A 16,972-nucleotide genomic window follows, 5' to 3' on the forward strand; every position below is an offset into this window, starting at 1 on the left:
ATGGCCCCACCACTTCTCAACCTTGCAGAAATTAAATTGACCTTTGGTGGCACGCCATTGCTCGACGGTGTCGATTTGACAGTTGGAACGGGCGACAAGATCGCGCTGGTCGGTCGCAACGGGTCGGGCAAATCGACGCTGTTGAAAATCGCTGCGGGACTGGTCGAGGCGCAGGATGGCGAAGTTTTCCGCCAACCGTCGGCGACCATCCGCTATTTGCCGCAGATGCCGGATATGGACGGCTTTTCCAATGTGCGCACTTACGTCGAGGCAGGCCTGGGACCGGCCGACGATCCGCATCGCGCGACCTATCTGATGGAGCATCTGGGTCTGAGTGGCGAGGAAAACCCGAACGAGTTGTCTGGTGGGGAGGCAAGGCGCGCTGCCCTTGCCCGCGTCATGGCCCCGGAGCCCGATATTCTGTTGCTGGACGAGCCAACCAATCATCTCGATCTTCAGGTCATCGAATGGCTGGAGGACGACCTCGCCAGAACATCATCTGCGCTGATCGTCATTTCGCATGATCGCCGTTTTCTCGAACATGTCTCGCGCTCCACCATCTGGCTCGACCGCGGGCGAACCCGCAGGCTGGAAAAGGGTTTCGCGCATTTTGAGGAATGGCGCGACACTGTTCTGGAAGAAGAGGAGCGCGAACAGCACAAATTGGGCCGCCAGATTGTGCGCGAAGAGCATTGGCTTCGTTATGGCGTGACTGCGCGACGCAAGCGCAATATGCGCCGCCTTGGTGAATTGCAAACCATGCGCCAGCAATTCCGCTCCCACAAGGGTGCCGAGGGCACCGCCACGATGACGGCAAGCGATGCGGCGGAATCCGGCAAGCTGGTGATCGAAGCCAAGGGCATAGAAAAGAGCTTTGGTGACCTCACCGTTGTCAGGGGGTTCTCCACGCGCATACAGCGTGGTGACCGGATCGGTCTGGTGGGGCCAAATGGTGCGGGCAAGACAACACTTCTCAAGATGCTGACCGGAGAACTCAAGCCTGATTCAGGCTCGGTTCGGCTTGGCGTCAATCTCGAGGTTGCGACGCTCGATCAGAAACGCGAGGCGGTCGATCCACAGGAAACGCTGGCGCATTTTCTAACCGACGGGCGCGGCGAAAATCTCGTGATCAATGGCGAGCAGCGTCATGTGGTCTCCTACATGAAGGATTTTCTGTTCAAGCCGGAGCAGGCGCGCACACCGGTACGTGAGTTGTCCGGTGGTGAACGGGCGCGCCTGCTTCTGGCCCATGTTCTGGCGCGGCCTGCGAACCTTCTGGTGCTGGATGAGCCGACCAACGATCTCGATATGGAAACCTTGGAACTGTTGCAGGAACTGGTTGCCGGTTTTGCCGGCACGGTTGTGCTCGTCAGCCATGACCGCGATTTTCTCGACCGCACCGTTACCAGTATCGTTGCACCGCAAGGCGACGGGCGCTGGATTGAATATGCCGGTGGCTATTCCGACATGCTGGCGCAGCGCGGTGGAGCAAGGCTCGACGAGCGGAAAGCGAGAGCGAAGCCGGACGAAACCAGTGGTTCATCCAACAGGCAGGCATCCGCTTCGCTCAAAGAGCAAACGAAGAAGCTGTCATTCAAGCAGAAATTTGCACTGGAAAATCTTCCGAAGAAAATCGAGGCGGTTACGCAATCCATATCGCGGCTGGAAAACAGCATCGCCGATCCGGCCTATTATGAGCGCGATCCGGCTTCGTTCCAGAAGACCATCGCCGCGCTCGACAAGGAACGCGTGACGCTTGCCGCGCTGGAAGAGGAATGGCTGGAGCTGGAAATGCTGCGCGAGACACTGGAGGGATAAAGTATCGGACCGAAAAGTGGAATCCGGCTTTCGGATCAATCCGATGCTCAGGGCTGGCCATATAGCCGGATGCTCAGTATTCGGCTTATTCTTCCCCAGCCGATTTTGCCTGCCAGGCCTTCAGTGCTTCGTCGAACACTTTTTCTCCCGGAACGCCTTTTTCCATGGTGATCAATGCCCGGCGCCCGGACTTGTAGATGACGGGCACGTCGATCCACTCCTGATTGCGTAACAGCGTCAGATTTGCCGCCTCATCCGCCTTTGTGTCATTGAGCGCGACAAGAAAATAACCATCGGCGATCTTGGCCGGAATGCCGATCAACGGACTGCCCGCATCCTGCTCCGCCGTTTTCATGGCCATACGCAGAACCTTGTCGATGCCGCCGCCTTCAAAGCCATCGGGCGTCAGGAAAATCATCTCGATGATATGGCTCGCAGGTAGTGTCTGGTCGGCGTTGCGGCGGATGGTCAGGCGCAGTTGCAAATCCTTGCCGGGGATCGTCACCTCACCACGTATCGCCGCCTCAGGTGGTGCATCGCCGCCTGGAGATTCCTGCACGAGTGACCACACGATAGTGCCTGGTTCGGCTGAACCATCGGCAACATTCGTTCGCTCTTCGTAATAGATCGCCTTTTGGCCGACCGGTACAGTGGCTTCAGCCTCGGCGGGGGCCGGTGCTTCGGTATTGGTCGTGGCCTGCGCGTTGCCCGAAGACAGCGGTGCAGTTGGCGAGGGCGAGGTTGTCAGCGCGACAACAGATGTGCCTTCGCCGATCCCGCTTTCACCGCCAGCGGGACCAGGGTTGGTCTCCTTGCCATCCGGCAGAAGACGCTGGGTAAATTTTTGCGATGTACTGGCGTTCGAACCGTTTGCGGGTGGTGTTGCCGATGTCTTTGGAGGTGGCGTCTGCGTATCTGCAGCGGCCTCGTTTTCGGACGGGGTGATCTTGATCGGCTTGACGACGACTGTTTCCGGCAGGCCGTCATCGGGTGCACCCGTGAAGGCATCCTTGTTGATCCAAAGGCCATAGCCGCCACCTGCGAAAACCAGAAGTGCGATGACTGTGGCAATCAACTTGCCATAGCCACGCTTCTGCTGCGCGGGTTCTGGTTCCCGAATTGCTTCGACCGGCTGTTCCCCGTTCTCATCGGCAACAGTTTCCTGTTCGGCCGCGACAGGCGCATCCGTATCGCTCGTGCTGGCGGGATCATCAACGGCTATCGGAGCCGGTTCCTCGACCGGTGCCGGTTCAGGCTTCGATGGTTGCCTGGGCTTGGCAGTTTCACCCTTCGTTGATGGCTTTGACGGGTTGGGTTCGGTCGTCGGCGCTGGCCGGAGGTGAGTTGGCTGGTTCTTGTTGCGGTCTATCGAGGAGAATATATCGTCGAGTTCAGCCAGCGGGTCCGCAGATTTTGCTTGAGGCGCAAAATCTCGCTCGACCGTGGCGATGGCGTCTTCAAGGACGCGCTTCTGGCGCTCGGCTACGGCTGTGGAAGGTGCAGGAACAATCGCCGCAAGCTTTGCAGAAATGGTCGAGCGGGCCTTGTCATAAACTCTGGCGCGCATCTCGGGCGTGGTTTCGCCGAGCCCGTCGAGCGTCTTCTTCAAAACCGCAACGAAATCTGCCATGCTTCAGTAGACCTGTCGTTTTATGTCCCGGTCAAGGGCTGCCTGCCGGATAAGAGGCGCAAATACCCGTGATAATTAGTCTTGAAACGGATCGGTCACAAGTATTGTGTCGTCCCGTTCCGGACTGGTGGAAAGAAGTGCGACCGGCGCGCCGATCAGTTCTTCGATGTAGCGCACATATTTAACCGCCTGGGCGGGCAAGTCGTTCCAGCTGCGTGCGCCCGCAGTGGTGCCCTGCCAGCCCTGGAGTGTTTTGTAAACCGGCTCGACACGCGCTTGCGCGCCCTGGCTTGCGGGAAGATAGTCGATCGGCTCGCCATCCAGCAAATAGCCGGTGCAGACCTTGATTTCGTCGAGACCATCCAGAACGTCAAGCTTGGTCAGGGCGATGCCCTTGATGCCGTTGACGGCGACGGCTTGGCGCACCAGCACAGCATCGAACCAGCCACACCGGCGTTTGCGGCCTGTGACGACGCCGAATTCATGGCCCTGTGTGCCCAGAAATTCACCGACCTCATTGTCTTGCTCTGTCGGGAAGGGACCTTCGCCGACACGCGTGGTGTAGGCTTTGGTGATGCCAAGCACATAGTTGAGTGCGCCGGGGCCAACGCCGGAACCAGCCGCTGCCTGCCCGGAAACGGTGTTGGACGACGTGACAAATGGATAGGTGCCGTGGTCGATGTCGAGCAATGTGCCTTGCGCACCCTCGAACAGGATGCGTTCGCCAGCGCGGCGGCGATCATCGAGCACCTTCCAGACCCTGTCCATATAGGGAAGAATTTTTCCGGCGATCGAAGTCAATTCCTCCATGATCGTCTCATGTGCCACTTCTTCATGCCCAAGCCCGCGCCGCATCGCATTGTGATGGGTCAGCAACCTGTCGATTTTTATTGGCAGCGTTTCCAAATCCGCCAGATCCATCACCCTGACCGCGCGCCGGCCCACCTTGTCTTCGTAAGCAGGGCCGATGCCGCGGCGCGTCGTTCCGATCTTGGTTCCCGAATTTGAAGCCGCATCTTCGCGAAATCCATCCAGTTCCCGGTGCAGCGACAGGATAAGGGCCGCATTTTCGGCTATTTTCAGGCGGTCAGGAGTCACATCCACACCTTGAGCCTGCAACTTGGTGACTTCGGCTACAAAGGCATGGGGGTCAAAAACGACGCCATTGCCGATAACGGACAGCTTGCCTTGCCGAACCACGCCCGACGGCAGCAGCGATAATTTGTAGACATTGCCATCGACCACCAGCGTGTGACCGGCATTGTGCCCACCTTGAAAGCGTACCACGACATCGGCGCGTTCCGACAACCAGTCGACAATCTTGCCCTTGCCCTCATCGCCCCATTGCGAGCCGACGACCACCACATTGGCCATAATTCTTCCCTTCGATCTTTTGCTGTGCAGTAAGCAGCACGCCTGAACGACAGGCTTCTATAACGTCAAGACTGGATTCGCGCGACCGTTGTTTGTCCGGATTTATGCTTCCAGGCACAACAATTTTCATCTTTCGCATCATTTACCTGAAGCAGCAGCCGGATTATGCCGGGCCATATCTTCCATAGCCGGATACCGACATGCATCGTACAGCCTATATTCTGTTGCTTTTGACCATGCTTTTCTGGGCTGGAAACGCGATTGCCGGAAAGTTCGCAATCGGCCATGTATCGCCGATGATCCTGGTGGCGGCGCGTTGGTCGTTGACACTGGTCATTCTGGTCATCATCGGCCGCCGCCAACTTGTAAAGGATTGGCCGGTAATTCGGCCGCGCTTATGGCTGCTGATCCTTCTTGGAACGCTAGGCTTTGCCGTATTCAGCGCCTTCATGTACGGCGCGCTCCTCTACACTTCGGCAACGAATGTCAGTATCGAACAAGGCGGTATGCCGCTGTTTGTTTTCGCGGCATCATTTATCATGTACCGCACGCGTGTCATAACAGCGCAAGTTCTGGGCTTCGGGCTTTCTCTGCTTGGGGTGATCGTCACGGCAATTCACGGCGATATCCAGCGCCTCATCAATCTCGACCTGAATTATGGTGATGCGTTGATGATGGTGGCTATCGCCGCCTATGGCATCTATACCGCATCGCTTCGGCGCAAGCCGAAAATCCATTGGATAAGCCTCATCGCCTGTCTTTGCCTTGGTGGGGCTCTCAGTTCAATTCCGCTGGTAATCGCAGAAGCTGCTGCCGGGGCGACAGTTCTGCCAGATGCGACCGGATGGGCAATCATCGCCTATGTGGTGCTGTTTCCTTCCCTCATCGGGCAGGCGTTCTTTATCCGCGGTGTCGAATTGATCGGCCCAAACCGTGCGGGCCTCTTCATCAATTTCCTTCCACTATGGGGGGCGCTCCTGTCCGTCGTGGTTCTGGGCGAGGTTTTCCAACCCTATCATGCACTGGCTCTGGTCCTCGTACTCGGAGGCGTCCTGATCGCTGAATATAATGGACGAAAGATCGCGGTGCCGCTGCCATAACAGCAACGACACCTTGGCAATCAGATGCCATTCACGTCGAACCGCAATCTTTTTGCCGAAACGATGGACGTGTTTGCGCGAACCTCGGCCAGCACGTTTTCGGGAAACGGTGCATCGAGATAAAGAAGAGCTATCGCATTGCCGCCAGCATGGTCGCGGCCAAGCTGGAAATTGGCGATGTTGACGCCGTTCTTGCCGCAAAGCGTGCCAAGCAGGCCGATAATTCCAGGCGCGTCCGCATTGGTGGTGTAGAGCATGTGCTGGCCAACTTCGGCGTCGAGATTGATGCCCTTGATCTGGATGAAGCGCGGCTTTCCGTCTGAAAAGCAGGTCCCGGCAATCGATCGGGTGCGGTGTTCGGTCTTGACGGTAAGCCGGATATAGCCGTCGAAAACACCCGATTTATCCCGTTTGACTTCGGCAACAATAATACCGCGCTCTTTGACCATGATCGGGGCTGATACCATGTTCACGTCCGAGACTTGCGGGCGAATGAGACCTGCGAGCGTCGCACTGATCAATGCGCGCGTGTTCATTGTCGCGGTCTGGCCGTCGAACAGGATTTCGACTTCCTTGATCGGATCTTCGGTCACCTGGCCGACAAATGCGCCGAGTACTTCCGCAAGCTTGACAAAAGGCTTCAGGCGCGGTGCCTCCTCAGCCGTGATCGAGGGCATGTTGATGGCGTTGGAAACCGCTCCCCTGATGAGATAATCCGACATCTGTTCTGCCACTTGCATGGCGACATTTTCCTGCGCCTCGGAAGTGGAGGCACCGAGATGCGGCGTGCAGACCACATTGGCCATTCCAAAGAGCGCGTTGTTTTCAGCCGGCTCGACCTCAAACACATCGACGCCGGCACCCGCGACCTTGCCGCTTCTCAGTGCCTCCACGAGATCGGCCTCTACGATCAGGCCGCCACGGGCGCAGTTGATGATGCGCACGCCGTCTTTCATCGTTGCGATGGTTTTGGCATTGATGATGCCGCGTGTCTTGTCGGTCATTGGCGTGTGCAATGTGATGAAGTCGGCGCGTGCGAAAAGCTCGTCGAGTTCGACTTTTTCGACCCCCAATTCTTCCGCCCGCTGCTCAGAAAGGAACGGGTCGAATGCAATGACGTGCATTTTGAGGCCGACGCCGCGTGCTGCAACTATCGAGCCGATATTGCCGCAGCCGACGATGCCAAGTGTCTTGCCGGTGATCTCGACCCCCATAAACCGGTTCTTCTCCCATTTGCCTGCCTGCGTCGAGGCATTGGCTTCGGGTATCTGTCGGGCCAGTGCGAAGATCAGGGCGATGGCATGTTCTGCCGTGGTAATGGAATTGCCGAACGGGGTGTTCATCACGATGATGCCGCGGCGCGATGCTGCCGGGATATCGACATTGTCGACGCCGATACCCGCACGGCCAACGACTTTCAGGTTGGCCGCCGCCGCGATCAGTTTTTCGGTTACTTTGGTGGCCGAACGGATCGCCAGACCATCATACTGGCCGATCACTTCACGCAGTTTTTCCTTGTCTTTTCCAATGTCGGGCAAGTAGTCCACTTCGACGCCACGATCCTTGAAGATTTGTACGGCGGTGGTGGAAAGTTTGTCGGAAACGAGAACGCGAGGTGCCATGACGGCCTCCTTCAATGATGGTCAATCTGATAGGGACAGGGCGGCTTAAGACCGCCCGAAATGCTCAGGCTGTTGCCGTGAGTTCATTTTTCTGTTGCGCAAACGCCCAATCCAGCCAGGGCAGCAGCGCCTCAAGGTCGGATGTTTCGATGGTCGCGCCGCACCAGATGCGCAGGCCGGGTGGGGCATCGCGATACGAGCCGATGTCGTAGGCGACGCCTTCCTTGTCGAGCCGTGCCGCAATACCCTTGGCAAATGCGGTCTGCCCCTCGCCATCAAGCGCAACAATGTCACCATCGATAATCGACAGGCACACCGAGGTGTTCGAGCGGGTCATTGGCTCGACCGCGAGATGGCCGAGCCAGGATGAATTGTCGATGAAGCGGTCCAGGACAGCAGCATTCGCATCGGCTCGCGCAACCAGAGAATCGAGGCCGCCAATCGCCTTGGCCCATTTGAGGGCGTCGAGATAGTCTTCCACCGCAAGCATGGAGGGCGTGTTGATTGTCTCGCCTTTGAAAATGCCTTCAATCAATTTGCCGTTGGAGGTCAGGCGGAAAATCTTTGGCAGGGGGCGGTCCGGCTTGTAGGTTTCGAGCCGCTCCACCGCATGCGGTGACAGGATCAACATGCCATGCGCGCCTTCGCTGCCCAGCGCTTTTTGCCAGGAGAAAGTCACGACGTCGAGCTTGGCGAAGTCGAGTTTCTGGGCAAAGGCTGCGGAAGTCGCATCGCAAATCGTCAAGCCTTCGCGGTCGTCGGGAATGAAGTTGCCATCCGGCACGCGCACGCCTGAAGTCGTGCCATTCCATGTGAAAACCACGTCGCGGCTGAACTCCACCTGCTCAAGGTCTGCAAGCTTACCGTAAGGGGCTTCGATCCTGCGGACATCGTCAAGTTTGAGTTGCTTGACCACGTCGGTGATCCAGCCTGCGCCGAACGATTCCCAGGCAAGCATATCGACGCCGCGTGGGCCGAGCAGCGACCAAAGGGCCATCTCGACCGCACCGGTATCCGAGGCTGGAACTATACCTATGCGGTGGCTTGGCGGCACCTGAAGCACTTCGCGGGTAAGTGTAATCACCCGTTCCAGTTTGGTCTTGCCGATCTTGGCCCGGTGCGAACGCCCGAGTACAGCATCTTTGAGCGCCTCGACCGACCAGCCGGGACGTTTCGCGCAAGGACCTGACGAAAAATTGGGATTTGCCGGACGCAAGTCCGGCTTGGGAAGCAGTGTCATCGTGGTCTATCCTTCCAGATAGTAAGCTCCTCGTTGGGGAGGAGTGGCCCACGAATGGCGATATGCCTTCACCTTTCAGGCGTCAAGAGAAAAGTTTCTGTCGTTTGCGGAACATTGGCGGGTCATGCCGAATTTGTCTGCCCGAAAATGCGAAACGGCAGGCCGAAGCCTGCCGCCGAAAATCACGTAATGTCGGATTTACCAGAGATCGTAGCGCAGTCCCACTTTGATCTGGTGATTGTTGACGCCCTTTTCGTTTGAATAGGTCGATGGGCTGGTAATGACGGAATACTCCGCATCGGGCGCAGAAAGATACTGATAGCTGAGGTCCAGCGCGATGTTCTTTGAAAGCTGGTAGGCGATACCGGCGTTCAGCGCGTAAGCGAAGGAATATTGTGTCTTGCTGTCCGTAACCGAGACATCCGCATTGGTAGGCGTCAGATCGTTATAGACGAGATTCAAGCTGCGCTTGCTTTGGAATATGCCGACGCCGGCGCCAATATAAGGGGTGATGCCGACATATGTGCCAAGATCGACGTAACCGTTGAACATGCCGCTTCGCGCGCTGTTTTCAACGCGGGCCGTTCCGACATCGACGCCGGGATTGTTGCTTGCAGTGGTGATCTCGTTGCCGGGCAAGAGACCGAAATTCACATCTGCGCGAAGATAGTCGTTGAAGTGGTAGCCAAAGCCAATGCTGGCAAAAACAGGCTTTTCGCTTTCAGAATAGGAGACGGTCGCCGATCCAAAATTGACGTTGCGATAGCTCCTCTTCGGCAAATAGGCGACATCGCCCCTGAGATACCAGCCTGAGCCGACCTCAACCGGTTGGTATTCCGGTGCCTGATCGACATAGATCGGCGGGTCATAGTCCGCCGCCAGCGCCGCGCCGAACGGCAAGGCAGAGGCACAGAATATGAGTGCAATGCGAGATTTCAGATTCATGATCACCAACTCCTGAAGTTGGCGCTGGTAGGAATGAGAATACCCAGCCGCCGTTTCAAGAGCATTGTTAACCATAGTGGTTAAGTACGAGTTAAGGATAACAGATTGTTACGAAATTGATTGCCGCCCGAGTAATTGCGACGGTTTTTCGGGCAACGGCGTGCATGAAGACAGAGGCTTATAGCGCCAAACGAAAACCGCCCGGCGTGAACCGGGCGGTTTTGAATGATTACAGTCAGTGCGTACTATTTGGTGTAGATGGGCTCCGGCTCATAGGCGACCATCTGAGGTTCGTCGCATTTGCTGTTGCCGCTGAATGAGTAGCGCAAACCGCCGCGCACTTCATGGACGTTGATGCCCTTGTCATATCCTGGCCCTGCACCGACGGCGTAGTCAAACATCTTGCCGCCATTGATGTGGCTGAAACGATAGCCGACGTCGAGATCGAGATTTCTGGTCAGGCAGTATGACGCGCCAGCAGAAAGCGAGTAGGCAAAGCGCCAGCCTTTACCGCCCGTGTGATAGAAATCGCCATTGGCATCGCTATTGTGCAAGGTATCCCATTTGAGCCAGGCGCCACCGATACCGGCACCCACATAAGGTGTCACTCCGTGCCATGTGCCGATGTCGACATAGGCATTGGCCAGCAGCAGAAGGGCGGAATATGATGTTGTGTCGACTGATGAGCAAGGCGTATTGGCCGGCCCGCAAAAGCCGGATGTCTGTCCGCGGAATTTGGCTTTGCTCAGGAAATCTGCGGTCAAATCAGCGCGGAAGTGATTGGTGATCTGATAGCCGACACCGCCGCCAACCGAGAGTGCGCCCTTGAGCTTGCCGAAATCGAAGGTGCCCGAACCGGGGGTGGTCCGTAGGTGATGTAGTCGGCACCACGAAATTTCGACCAATGATAGCCAACGTCGCCACGAATATACCAGCCGCCGAAATTTGCATCCTCATAGATGGGTGCCGCACTCTGCTCGATGACCTGGGGTTCCATCAGGTCAGCCGCGAATACGGGACCTGCCAAACCGACCGCGAGACCGGCAAAGATCACTTTCCTTGCAATATTGTACATCATCGTCACCCTTGGAACGTCGGGACCCGATACAAGCCCGAAACTGATTGAGTTCGCGGTGGATAATGAATTGCAAAGGTTAAAGGCCGTTTAACCCTGCCGATTAACCAAGAATCACGATTGGTTTCTTCGCAATCAGGGGGTTAAGGCTGGTTGTGTGCGGTCGCACGGGCTGCGCCGCACCAAACAAGAATTGCACATTGCAGATCGTCGCAACGCCTAGAGGCTTCGGCCCATCGCCAGATATTTTTCGCGGCGATGTTCGCGAAAATCGGTGTTGGCCCCCGCAAATTCCTTCATCGTGCGGGCAATCAGGTCGCCGGTCGCGGTAATCACGTCGTCAGGAGCGCGGTGGGCACCGCCCAGCGGTTCGGCGACAATGCCGTCGATGATCTTGAGACCGAGAAGATCTTGTGCGGTGATCTTCATGTTGGTCGCAGCGTCCTTTGAGCGTGTCGTGTCGCGCCACAGGATCGAGGCGGCGCCCTCAGGCGAAATCACCGAATAGATCGAATGTTCCAGCATGTAGACGCGGTTGGCTGTGGCAATGGCAATGGCGCCACCTGAGCCACCTTCACCGATCACCACGGAGATCGACGGAACTTTCAGCGACAAACACACCGAGGTCGAACGCGCGATTGCCTCGGCCTGGCCACGCTCCTCGGCTCCAACTCCGGGATAAGCGCCTGCCGTATCAACCAGCGTCACCAATGGAATTTTGAAACGGTCGGCAAGTTCCATCAAACGTACCGCCTTGCGATACCCCTCAGGTCTGACCGAACCAAAATTGTGCTTGAGGCGACTGGCTGTATCAGAACCCTTTTCCTGGCCAATGATAGCTACCGGTTCACCACGAAACCGGGCGAAACCGCCAACAATCGCGTGATCTTCGCCATAGGTGCGGTCGCCGGCCAAGGGTGTGAAATCGGCAAAAAGCCTCTCGATATAGTCGACGCAGTGCGGCCGGTCGGGATGGCGCGCGACCTGCACTTTTTGCCAGGGGGTCAGGGCTTTGTAAGCCTCACGCAGTGCCTCGCGCGAGCGCTTCTCCAAACGCGCAATCTCGTCGGCGACATCGACAGCCTCGCCGCTTTCGGCGAGTTTTTTCAATTCGACGATCTTGCCTTCGAGATCGGCGACCGGTTTTTCGAAATCGAGATAATTGTACATTCGTCAGCGGACCAGTACGCCAGAATAGAAGGGTTTACGGAAAAGAAATTTCTGTTCCGCAGCGGTGAATGTTGCCTTCACATAACGATATGAAGCCTAGTCGGCAAGCGGGTGATGATCGTTGACCAACTGCATCAACCGCTCTTCAAGCACATGCGTGTAAATTTGCGTCGTCGAAATATCGGCGTGACCGAGCAATTGCTGCACAGCACGCAAGTCGGCACCGTTTTGCAACAGATGGCTGGCAAAGGCGTGGCGCAACACATGCGGAGAGATTTTTGCCGCGGTAATTCCTGCTCGGGCGGCAAGGCTTTTCAGGTCACGGGCAAAGACCTGGCGCGAAAGGGCACCGCTTTGCGAAGCGGCGGGAAACAGGAACGGGCTGTCGGCAAGAGCTGGCACGGTGGCGCGGACAGTTAGCCAGTTTCGCATCGCTGTTCGGGCCGGTGCAGACAAGGGCACCATGCGCTCCTTGTTGCCCTTGCCACGAACCATGAAGAAGCGGTCGTCACGCAATGCCACCGTGACCGGCAGGCCAACCAGTTCCGAAACGCGCAATCCGGTTGCATATAACACCTCCACCAAGGCATGAAGCCTCAACGCAGCAAGGCGTTCATCGCCACTATGGGTGGCATCCGTGGCTTCCAGCGCGGCGCGGTCGAGCAATCGTCCCGTCTCGGCTGCCAACATGGTTTTCGGTAGAGGGCGGCCTTTTTTGGGGCTGTCCAGCGTACCTGTCGGATCATCAGTGCGCAGGCCATCGGCATAGAGGAATTTGAAGAACTGCCGGATGGCCGACAGTTTTCGCGCCTGCGAGGTTGGAGCAAAGCCGCGCGCGGCAATCCCTTCGAGATAGTTGCGGATGCCTGCGGTGTCCGCGTTTGCCAATCCACCTGCGATCATCGCCGACGCATCTTCCAGATCACGGCGATAGGAATCCAGCGTGTTGCGCGCAGCGCCCCGCTCGGCACTCATCATTTCAAGAAAGGCTTCGATTTGAACTGCTCTGTTCATGCCTCGTTACTTCTGTGGCAGGAGCTTTTCGACTGGTATGCGCACGCTAAGCTCGGCCTGTTTGGGTGACACAAAAACGACAAGCGCGAACATGGTCCCATAGGCTATTCCTGCCAATACGGCGATCGTCACGACGAAGCGGAACAGTGTCGGCATCGATTTTCTCGCCTGTATCTTCTTCGCGCAACTTCAAACTGTGCCCTTATGGGACGCCAATTCGGCCATTTCAAGTGTGCGCCCTCAAACTGCCAGTGCTTGACGCAAACCGACTTTTCATGTCGATACGCGTCCAATGAACGCTCGACCTTCCGATGAGGTGAATATGGATCACGCCGCAATGCTTGGGCGGCTGGCAGGTCGTTCCATTGTACTTGTGGGCCTGATGGGAGCTGGAAAGACTGCCGTCGGGCGCAAAGTTGCGATGGCGCTCGACCTGCCCTTCGTCGATAGCGACCATGAGATCGAGCATGCTTCGCGCATGACGATACCTGATCTGTTCGAGTTGTATGGCGAGCCCGAATTTCGTGCCCTGGAGCAACGCGTCATCTTGCGCGTGTTGGAAAATGGTCCTCAGGTCCTGTCGACCGGTGGTGGCGCATTCATGAACGAGCAGATACGCGAGGGCATTGCTGCGCATGGCGTGTCGGTCTGGTTGAATGCCGATCTCGAGCTTTTGATGGAGCGCGTTGCCAAGAAGCAGAACCGGCCCTTGTTGAAGAACGCCGATCCGCGTGGCGTGCTGGAAAAATTGATGAGCGAGCGTTATCCCGTCTATGCGAGGGCCAATGTGAGCGTTGTGACGCGCAATGAACGCAAAGAGGTCATTGCGGCGGAGGTCATCGAGGCGCTTGACCGGCATTTGGCGTCAAAGGATGGGGTGGGGCTTTGAACGCAACCGTCACTGTCGAGGTTGGTCTTGGCGAGCGGGCTTACGATATTCTCATCGGTCCGGGCTTGCTGTCTCATGCTGGTGGCGAGATTGCGCGACGTTTGCCGGGCGTGCGGGTGGCAATCGTCACAGACGAAAATGTCGCCAAGGCTCACCTTGATAGGTTGAAGGCCAGTCTCAAAAAATCCGGTATCGAGGCGTCTGCGCTGATCTTGCCGGCTGGCGAAAAAACCAAGAGCTTTGAAGCGCTTCAGAGCGTTGTTGATGGTATCATCGCGGCTCGGCTTGAGCGTGGCGATGCGGTTATCGCACTGGGTGGCGGCGTCATCGGAGATCTTGCCGGATTTGCAGCAGGCATTGTCAGGCGCGGCATGAATTTCGTGCAGATACCTACCTCGCTACTGGCGCAAGTCGATTCGTCTGTCGGTGGCAAGACCGGCATCAACAGCCCGCGCGGCAAGAACCTTGTCGGCGTCTTCCACCAACCGAAGCTGGTGCTGGCAGACACCGATGCGCTCGACACGCTTCCACCACGGGAATTTCGGGCCGGATACGCAGAAGTTCTCAAATATGGGCTCATTGATCGGCCCGATTTCTTTTTCTGGCTGGAAGCGAACTGGAAAGAGGTATTTTCAGGCGGCCCGGCGCGCATCGAAGCCATTGCCCAATCCTGCCGGGCCAAAGCCGGGATCGTGGCCCGAGACGAGTTCGAGAAAGGCGATCGCGCCCTGCTTAATCTCGGCCACACTTTTGGCCATGCGCTGGAAGCCGCCACATCCTACGATGGCACGCGCCTCGTGCATGGTGAAGGTGTCGCCATAGGAATGGCGCTGGCGCACCGCTTCTCGGCACGGCTGAACCTTGCAAGCCCTGACGACGCCGGGCGCGTTGAAGCTCATCTGAAAGCTGTGGGGCTGCCGTGGCGCATGAGTGATATTCCCGGCGAATTGCCCAACGCGGAAACCTTGTTCAATTTTATCACGCAAGACAAGAAAGTGGAGCGTGGTGCACTCACCTTCATCCTGACGCGCGGTATTGGCCAGTCCTTCATCGCGCGCGATGTGCCCGCCTCGGAAGTTGTGACGTTCTTGAAGGACAATCATCGGTGATGCGCGAGGCTGGCTGGGTCATTGCCGGTATCCTTGCCGGGCTTGGTGTGATGGCCTTCATCCTGCGGGTTCGTATCGCCAAGGCGCTGGGTTATGCGCCGCTCAATGGACACCACGGGGGATATAACGGACGCGAACCGGAAGACCAGCGTGGCGGCGAGCCGCGCCGCAGCGACCAGAGTGCGCCACCAATCCGTGATCGCCTCGAGGGCCAGTTCGAATTGCACGAACTGGAAGTTTCGGATGTCATGGTCCACCGCACCAATATGCGTTCGGTTAATGCCGACAATGCGTCGGAGGCCGTGGTGCGCGAGATACTCCAAAGCCCGCACACCCGAATGCCCTTGTGGAAGGGTTCGCTCGACAACATTGTCGGTGTTCTGCACGCCAAGGATCTGCTGCGCGCGCTCAACGATGTCGGCAACGATTTCTCCCGCATCGATGTGATGAAGATTGCCTCGAAACCCTGGTTTGTGCCGGACACCACGACCCTTCACGAACAGCTAAACGCCTTTCTGCGCCGCAAGGCGCATTTTGCCATCGTTGTCGATGAATATGGCGAGGTCGAAGGCCTGGTGACGCTGGAAGACATCATCGAGGAGATTGTTGGTGAGATTGCCGATGAGCACGACATTGACATGCAAGGGGTCAAGCAGGAATCGGATGGATCGGTCGTCGTCGACGGCACGGTGCCTATCCGCGATCTCAACCGTGCGCTGGACTGGGTCTTGCCCGATGAGGAAGCGACCACCATTGCCGGTCTTGTCATTCATGAGGCGCAGTCGATCCCCGATGAAAAGCAGGCATTTACATTTCACGGCAAGCGTTTTGTTGTCATGAAAAGAGACAAGAACCGCATTGCGCGGCTGCGCATCCGACCGGCCACCGAAGGGTGACTCCTACCACTTCACCGGCTCTCCCGGTGCAGCCGGTTCGATGGCGAGTGCATGGACCCCTGCCTTGATTTCGGCTTCAAGCGCTGTATTAACGGCGCGGTGCCGCTGGATTCGCGACATTTCCGTGAATGCCTCAGCCACGATACGCACGCGAAAATGCGTTTCACCAGCCCCGTCGAATTTGCCCTCGTGGCCATTTTCGACGTGATGATGCCCGGCATGGAGGTGACTTTCGTTGATAACCTCCAGGCGTTCAGGCGAAAATGCGTTTGTCAGCTTCACTTCCATCGTCGACTGTATGGACATTGCCGCTTCCTTCCACCAAATAAGAGGTCTCAGCCAGAATCATTACTGATCGTCTACATTAATCCGTGATTCAGCGGTAAGGGTGATGATTGCAAAAATGTCAATTCTTGTTTCGCAACGTTGAACGGCCCATACATCGAGCAGATGAAAGAGTATCCAAAATATTTCGACAAGATTCGGATTCGCCCCGAAAAGAAGGGCGAGCCGAAGCCGCGCGCGCCCGAATGCCAGTGGGACGGTTGCAAAGAGCCGGGCACGCATCGCGCGCCCGTCGGCCGCCACAATGAAGGGGAATATTTCCAGTTCTGCTTCGACCATGTGCGCGAGTACAACAAGGGCTTCAACTATTTTTCAGGCGTTGCCGACACTGATGTCGCGCGTTTTCAGAAAGAGGCGATGACCGGTCATCGCCCGACCTGGAAGATGGGTGTTGCCGGAAGTACGCGCTCTTCACCCGATTTTGCCCAGCAACGCTCCGGCCGGGCGGGTTATCACAATCGCCTGCGCGACCCGTTCAACCTGTTCAATGAGAAGAACCCGCCGCGCGAGCGCAAGCCCAAACCGCTTGAGGCCAAGGCGCTGGAAACGCTTGGCCTTGACGTAAAGGCGACTGGCAATGATATCAAGGCGCGTTATAAGGAACTGGTAAAGCGTCATCATCCGGATGCAAACGGTGGTGACAGAGGTTCCGAGGACCGGTTCCGCGATGTGTTGCAGGCCTATCGGGTCCTCAAGCAAGCGGGCCTGTGCTGATAAAGGTTAAGTCCAACCCTGTTTCCAACTT

At 57.1% G+C, this 16,972-nt stretch carries 16 protein-coding genes; 6 read left to right on the forward strand and 10 right to left on the reverse strand.

What is annotated here, in order from left to right:
• Positions 1 to 1,818: an ABC-F family ATP-binding cassette domain-containing protein gene (locus tag AC0L7S_RS09035; RefSeq protein ID WP_473474007.1), complete on the forward strand. Its 1,818-nt coding sequence runs from the start codon at positions 1 to 3 to the stop codon at positions 1,816 to 1,818.
• 85 nt (positions 1,819 to 1,903) lie between these two features.
• On the opposite strand, the gene AC0L7S_RS09040 is transcribed toward AC0L7S_RS09035, so the two are convergent.
• Both AC0L7S_RS09040 and AC0L7S_RS09045 read right to left on the reverse strand, forming a co-directional pair.
• A complete protein-coding gene (locus tag AC0L7S_RS09040; RefSeq protein WP_473474008.1) occupies positions 1,904 to 3,448 on the reverse strand; it encodes a hypothetical protein in 1,545 nt (514 codons plus the stop codon).
• A 75-nt stretch (positions 3,449 to 3,523) separates the two neighbouring features.
• Positions 3,524 to 4,822 (reverse strand): adenylosuccinate synthase, encoded by a 1,299-nt coding sequence (locus AC0L7S_RS09045; protein ID WP_473474009.1) that lies wholly within the window; start codon positions 4,820 to 4,822, stop codon positions 3,524 to 3,526.
• Between the two features lie 200 nt (positions 4,823 to 5,022).
• Between AC0L7S_RS09045 and AC0L7S_RS09050 the strand changes: the two genes are divergently transcribed.
• Entirely contained in the window at positions 5,023 to 5,922 is a 900-nt protein-coding gene (locus AC0L7S_RS09050; protein WP_473474010.1) for a DMT family transporter, read from the forward strand.
• A gap of 20 nt (positions 5,923 to 5,942) precedes the next feature.
• Here the strand turns inward: AC0L7S_RS09050 and serA are convergent, their stop codons facing one another.
• The 7 genes from serA to AC0L7S_RS09085 form a co-directional block, all read right to left on the reverse strand.
• Positions 5,943 to 7,544 carry a phosphoglycerate dehydrogenase gene (gene serA, locus AC0L7S_RS09055; RefSeq protein WP_473474011.1) on the reverse strand — a complete coding sequence of 534 codons (1,602 nt, stop codon included), beginning with the start codon at positions 7,542 to 7,544 and terminating at the stop codon, positions 5,943 to 5,945.
• A gap of 64 nt (positions 7,545 to 7,608) precedes the next feature.
• Positions 7,609 to 8,784, reverse strand: coding sequence for a phosphoserine transaminase (locus AC0L7S_RS09060; RefSeq protein WP_473474012.1), 1,176 nt, complete (start codon positions 8,782 to 8,784; stop codon positions 7,609 to 7,611).
• A gap of 198 nt (positions 8,785 to 8,982) precedes the next feature.
• The gene (locus AC0L7S_RS09065; protein ID WP_473474013.1) at positions 8,983 to 9,729 is read right to left on the reverse strand and encodes an outer membrane protein; all 747 of its coding nucleotides are present in this window, start codon (positions 9,727 to 9,729) and stop codon (positions 8,983 to 8,985) included.
• Between the two features lie 245 nt (positions 9,730 to 9,974).
• A complete protein-coding gene (locus AC0L7S_RS09070; RefSeq protein WP_473474014.1) occupies positions 9,975 to 10,634 on the reverse strand; it encodes an outer membrane protein in 660 nt (219 codons plus the stop codon).
• A 389-nt stretch (positions 10,635 to 11,023) separates the two neighbouring features.
• On the reverse strand, positions 11,024 to 11,974 hold the full coding sequence (locus AC0L7S_RS09075; protein ID WP_473474015.1) for an acetyl-CoA carboxylase carboxyltransferase subunit alpha: 951 nt from the start codon (positions 11,972 to 11,974) through the stop codon (positions 11,024 to 11,026).
• Between the two features lie 96 nt (positions 11,975 to 12,070).
• On the reverse strand, positions 12,071 to 12,988 hold the full coding sequence (locus AC0L7S_RS09080; protein ID WP_473474016.1) for a site-specific tyrosine recombinase XerD: 918 nt from the start codon (positions 12,986 to 12,988) through the stop codon (positions 12,071 to 12,073).
• A 6-nt stretch (positions 12,989 to 12,994) separates the two neighbouring features.
• A complete protein-coding gene (locus AC0L7S_RS09085) occupies positions 12,995 to 13,144 on the reverse strand; it encodes a histidine kinase (RefSeq protein ID WP_473474017.1) in 150 nt (49 codons plus the stop codon).
• A gap of 136 nt (positions 13,145 to 13,280) precedes the next feature.
• Between AC0L7S_RS09085 and AC0L7S_RS09090 the strand changes: the two genes are divergently transcribed.
• From AC0L7S_RS09090 to AC0L7S_RS09100, 3 genes are read left to right on the forward strand one after another with little or no spacing between them, the layout of a single operon-like run.
• A complete protein-coding gene (locus AC0L7S_RS09090) occupies positions 13,281 to 13,877 on the forward strand; it encodes a shikimate kinase (RefSeq protein ID WP_473474018.1) in 597 nt (198 codons plus the stop codon).
• On the forward strand, positions 13,874 to 14,986 hold the full coding sequence (gene aroB, locus AC0L7S_RS09095) for a 3-dehydroquinate synthase (RefSeq protein WP_473474019.1): 1,113 nt from the start codon (positions 13,874 to 13,876) through the stop codon (positions 14,984 to 14,986). Before AC0L7S_RS09090 ends, aroB begins: the two co-directional genes overlap by 4 nt.
• Positions 14,986 to 15,882 carry a transporter associated domain-containing protein gene (locus AC0L7S_RS09100; protein WP_473474239.1) on the forward strand — a complete coding sequence of 299 codons (897 nt, stop codon included), beginning with the start codon at positions 14,986 to 14,988 and terminating at the stop codon, positions 15,880 to 15,882. Before aroB ends, AC0L7S_RS09100 begins: the two co-directional genes overlap by 1 nt.
• Before the next feature lie 3 nt (positions 15,883 to 15,885).
• On the opposite strand, the gene AC0L7S_RS09105 is transcribed toward AC0L7S_RS09100, so the two are convergent.
• Positions 15,886 to 16,188: a BolA family protein gene (locus tag AC0L7S_RS09105; RefSeq protein WP_473474020.1), complete on the reverse strand. Its 303-nt coding sequence runs from the start codon at positions 16,186 to 16,188 to the stop codon at positions 15,886 to 15,888.
• A 144-nt stretch (positions 16,189 to 16,332) separates the two neighbouring features.
• Here AC0L7S_RS09105 and AC0L7S_RS09110 point away from each other — a divergent pair, with 144 nt between their 5' ends.
• Positions 16,333 to 16,941: a J domain-containing protein gene (locus AC0L7S_RS09110; protein WP_473474021.1), complete on the forward strand. Its 609-nt coding sequence runs from the start codon at positions 16,333 to 16,335 to the stop codon at positions 16,939 to 16,941.
• Positions 16,942 to 16,972: the final 31 nt, after the last annotated feature.

Source organism: Mesorhizobium sp. G2-6-1 (assembly GCF_055809095.1).

Coding starts and splice junctions, on each gene's coding strand:
- AC0L7S_RS09035 (WP_473474007.1), top strand. CDS start 1: ATGGCCCCACCACTTCTCAACCTTGCAGAAATTAAATTGACCTTTGGT.
- AC0L7S_RS09040 (WP_473474008.1), bottom strand. CDS start 3,448: ATGGCAGATTTCGTTGCGGTTTTGAAGAAGACGCTCGACGGGCTCGGC.
- AC0L7S_RS09045 (WP_473474009.1), bottom strand. CDS start 4,822: ATGGCCAATGTGGTGGTCGTCGGCTCGCAATGGGGCGATGAGGGCAAG.
- AC0L7S_RS09050 (WP_473474010.1), top strand. CDS start 5,023: ATGCATCGTACAGCCTATATTCTGTTGCTTTTGACCATGCTTTTCTGG.
- serA (WP_473474011.1), bottom strand. CDS start 7,544: ATGGCACCTCGCGTTCTCGTTTCCGACAAACTTTCCACCACCGCCGTA.
- AC0L7S_RS09060 (WP_473474012.1), bottom strand. CDS start 8,784: ATGACACTGCTTCCCAAGCCGGACTTGCGTCCGGCAAATCCCAATTTT.
- AC0L7S_RS09065 (WP_473474013.1), bottom strand. CDS start 9,729: ATGAATCTGAAATCTCGCATTGCACTCATATTCTGTGCCTCTGCCTTG.
- AC0L7S_RS09075 (WP_473474015.1), bottom strand. CDS start 11,974: ATGTACAATTATCTCGATTTCGAAAAACCGGTCGCCGATCTCGAAGGC.
- AC0L7S_RS09080 (WP_473474016.1), bottom strand. CDS start 12,988: ATGAACAGAGCAGTTCAAATCGAAGCCTTTCTTGAAATGATGAGTGCC.
- AC0L7S_RS09085 (WP_473474017.1), bottom strand. CDS start 13,144: ATGCCGACACTGTTCCGCTTCGTCGTGACGATCGCCGTATTGGCAGGA.
- AC0L7S_RS09090 (WP_473474018.1), top strand. CDS start 13,281: ATGAACGCTCGACCTTCCGATGAGGTGAATATGGATCACGCCGCAATG.
- AC0L7S_RS09100 (WP_473474239.1), top strand. CDS start 14,986: ATGCGCGAGGCTGGCTGGGTCATTGCCGGTATCCTTGCCGGGCTTGGT.
- AC0L7S_RS09105 (WP_473474020.1), bottom strand. CDS start 16,188: ATGTCCATACAGTCGACGATGGAAGTGAAGCTGACAAACGCATTTTCG.
- AC0L7S_RS09110 (WP_473474021.1), top strand. CDS start 16,333: ATGAAAGAGTATCCAAAATATTTCGACAAGATTCGGATTCGCCCCGAA.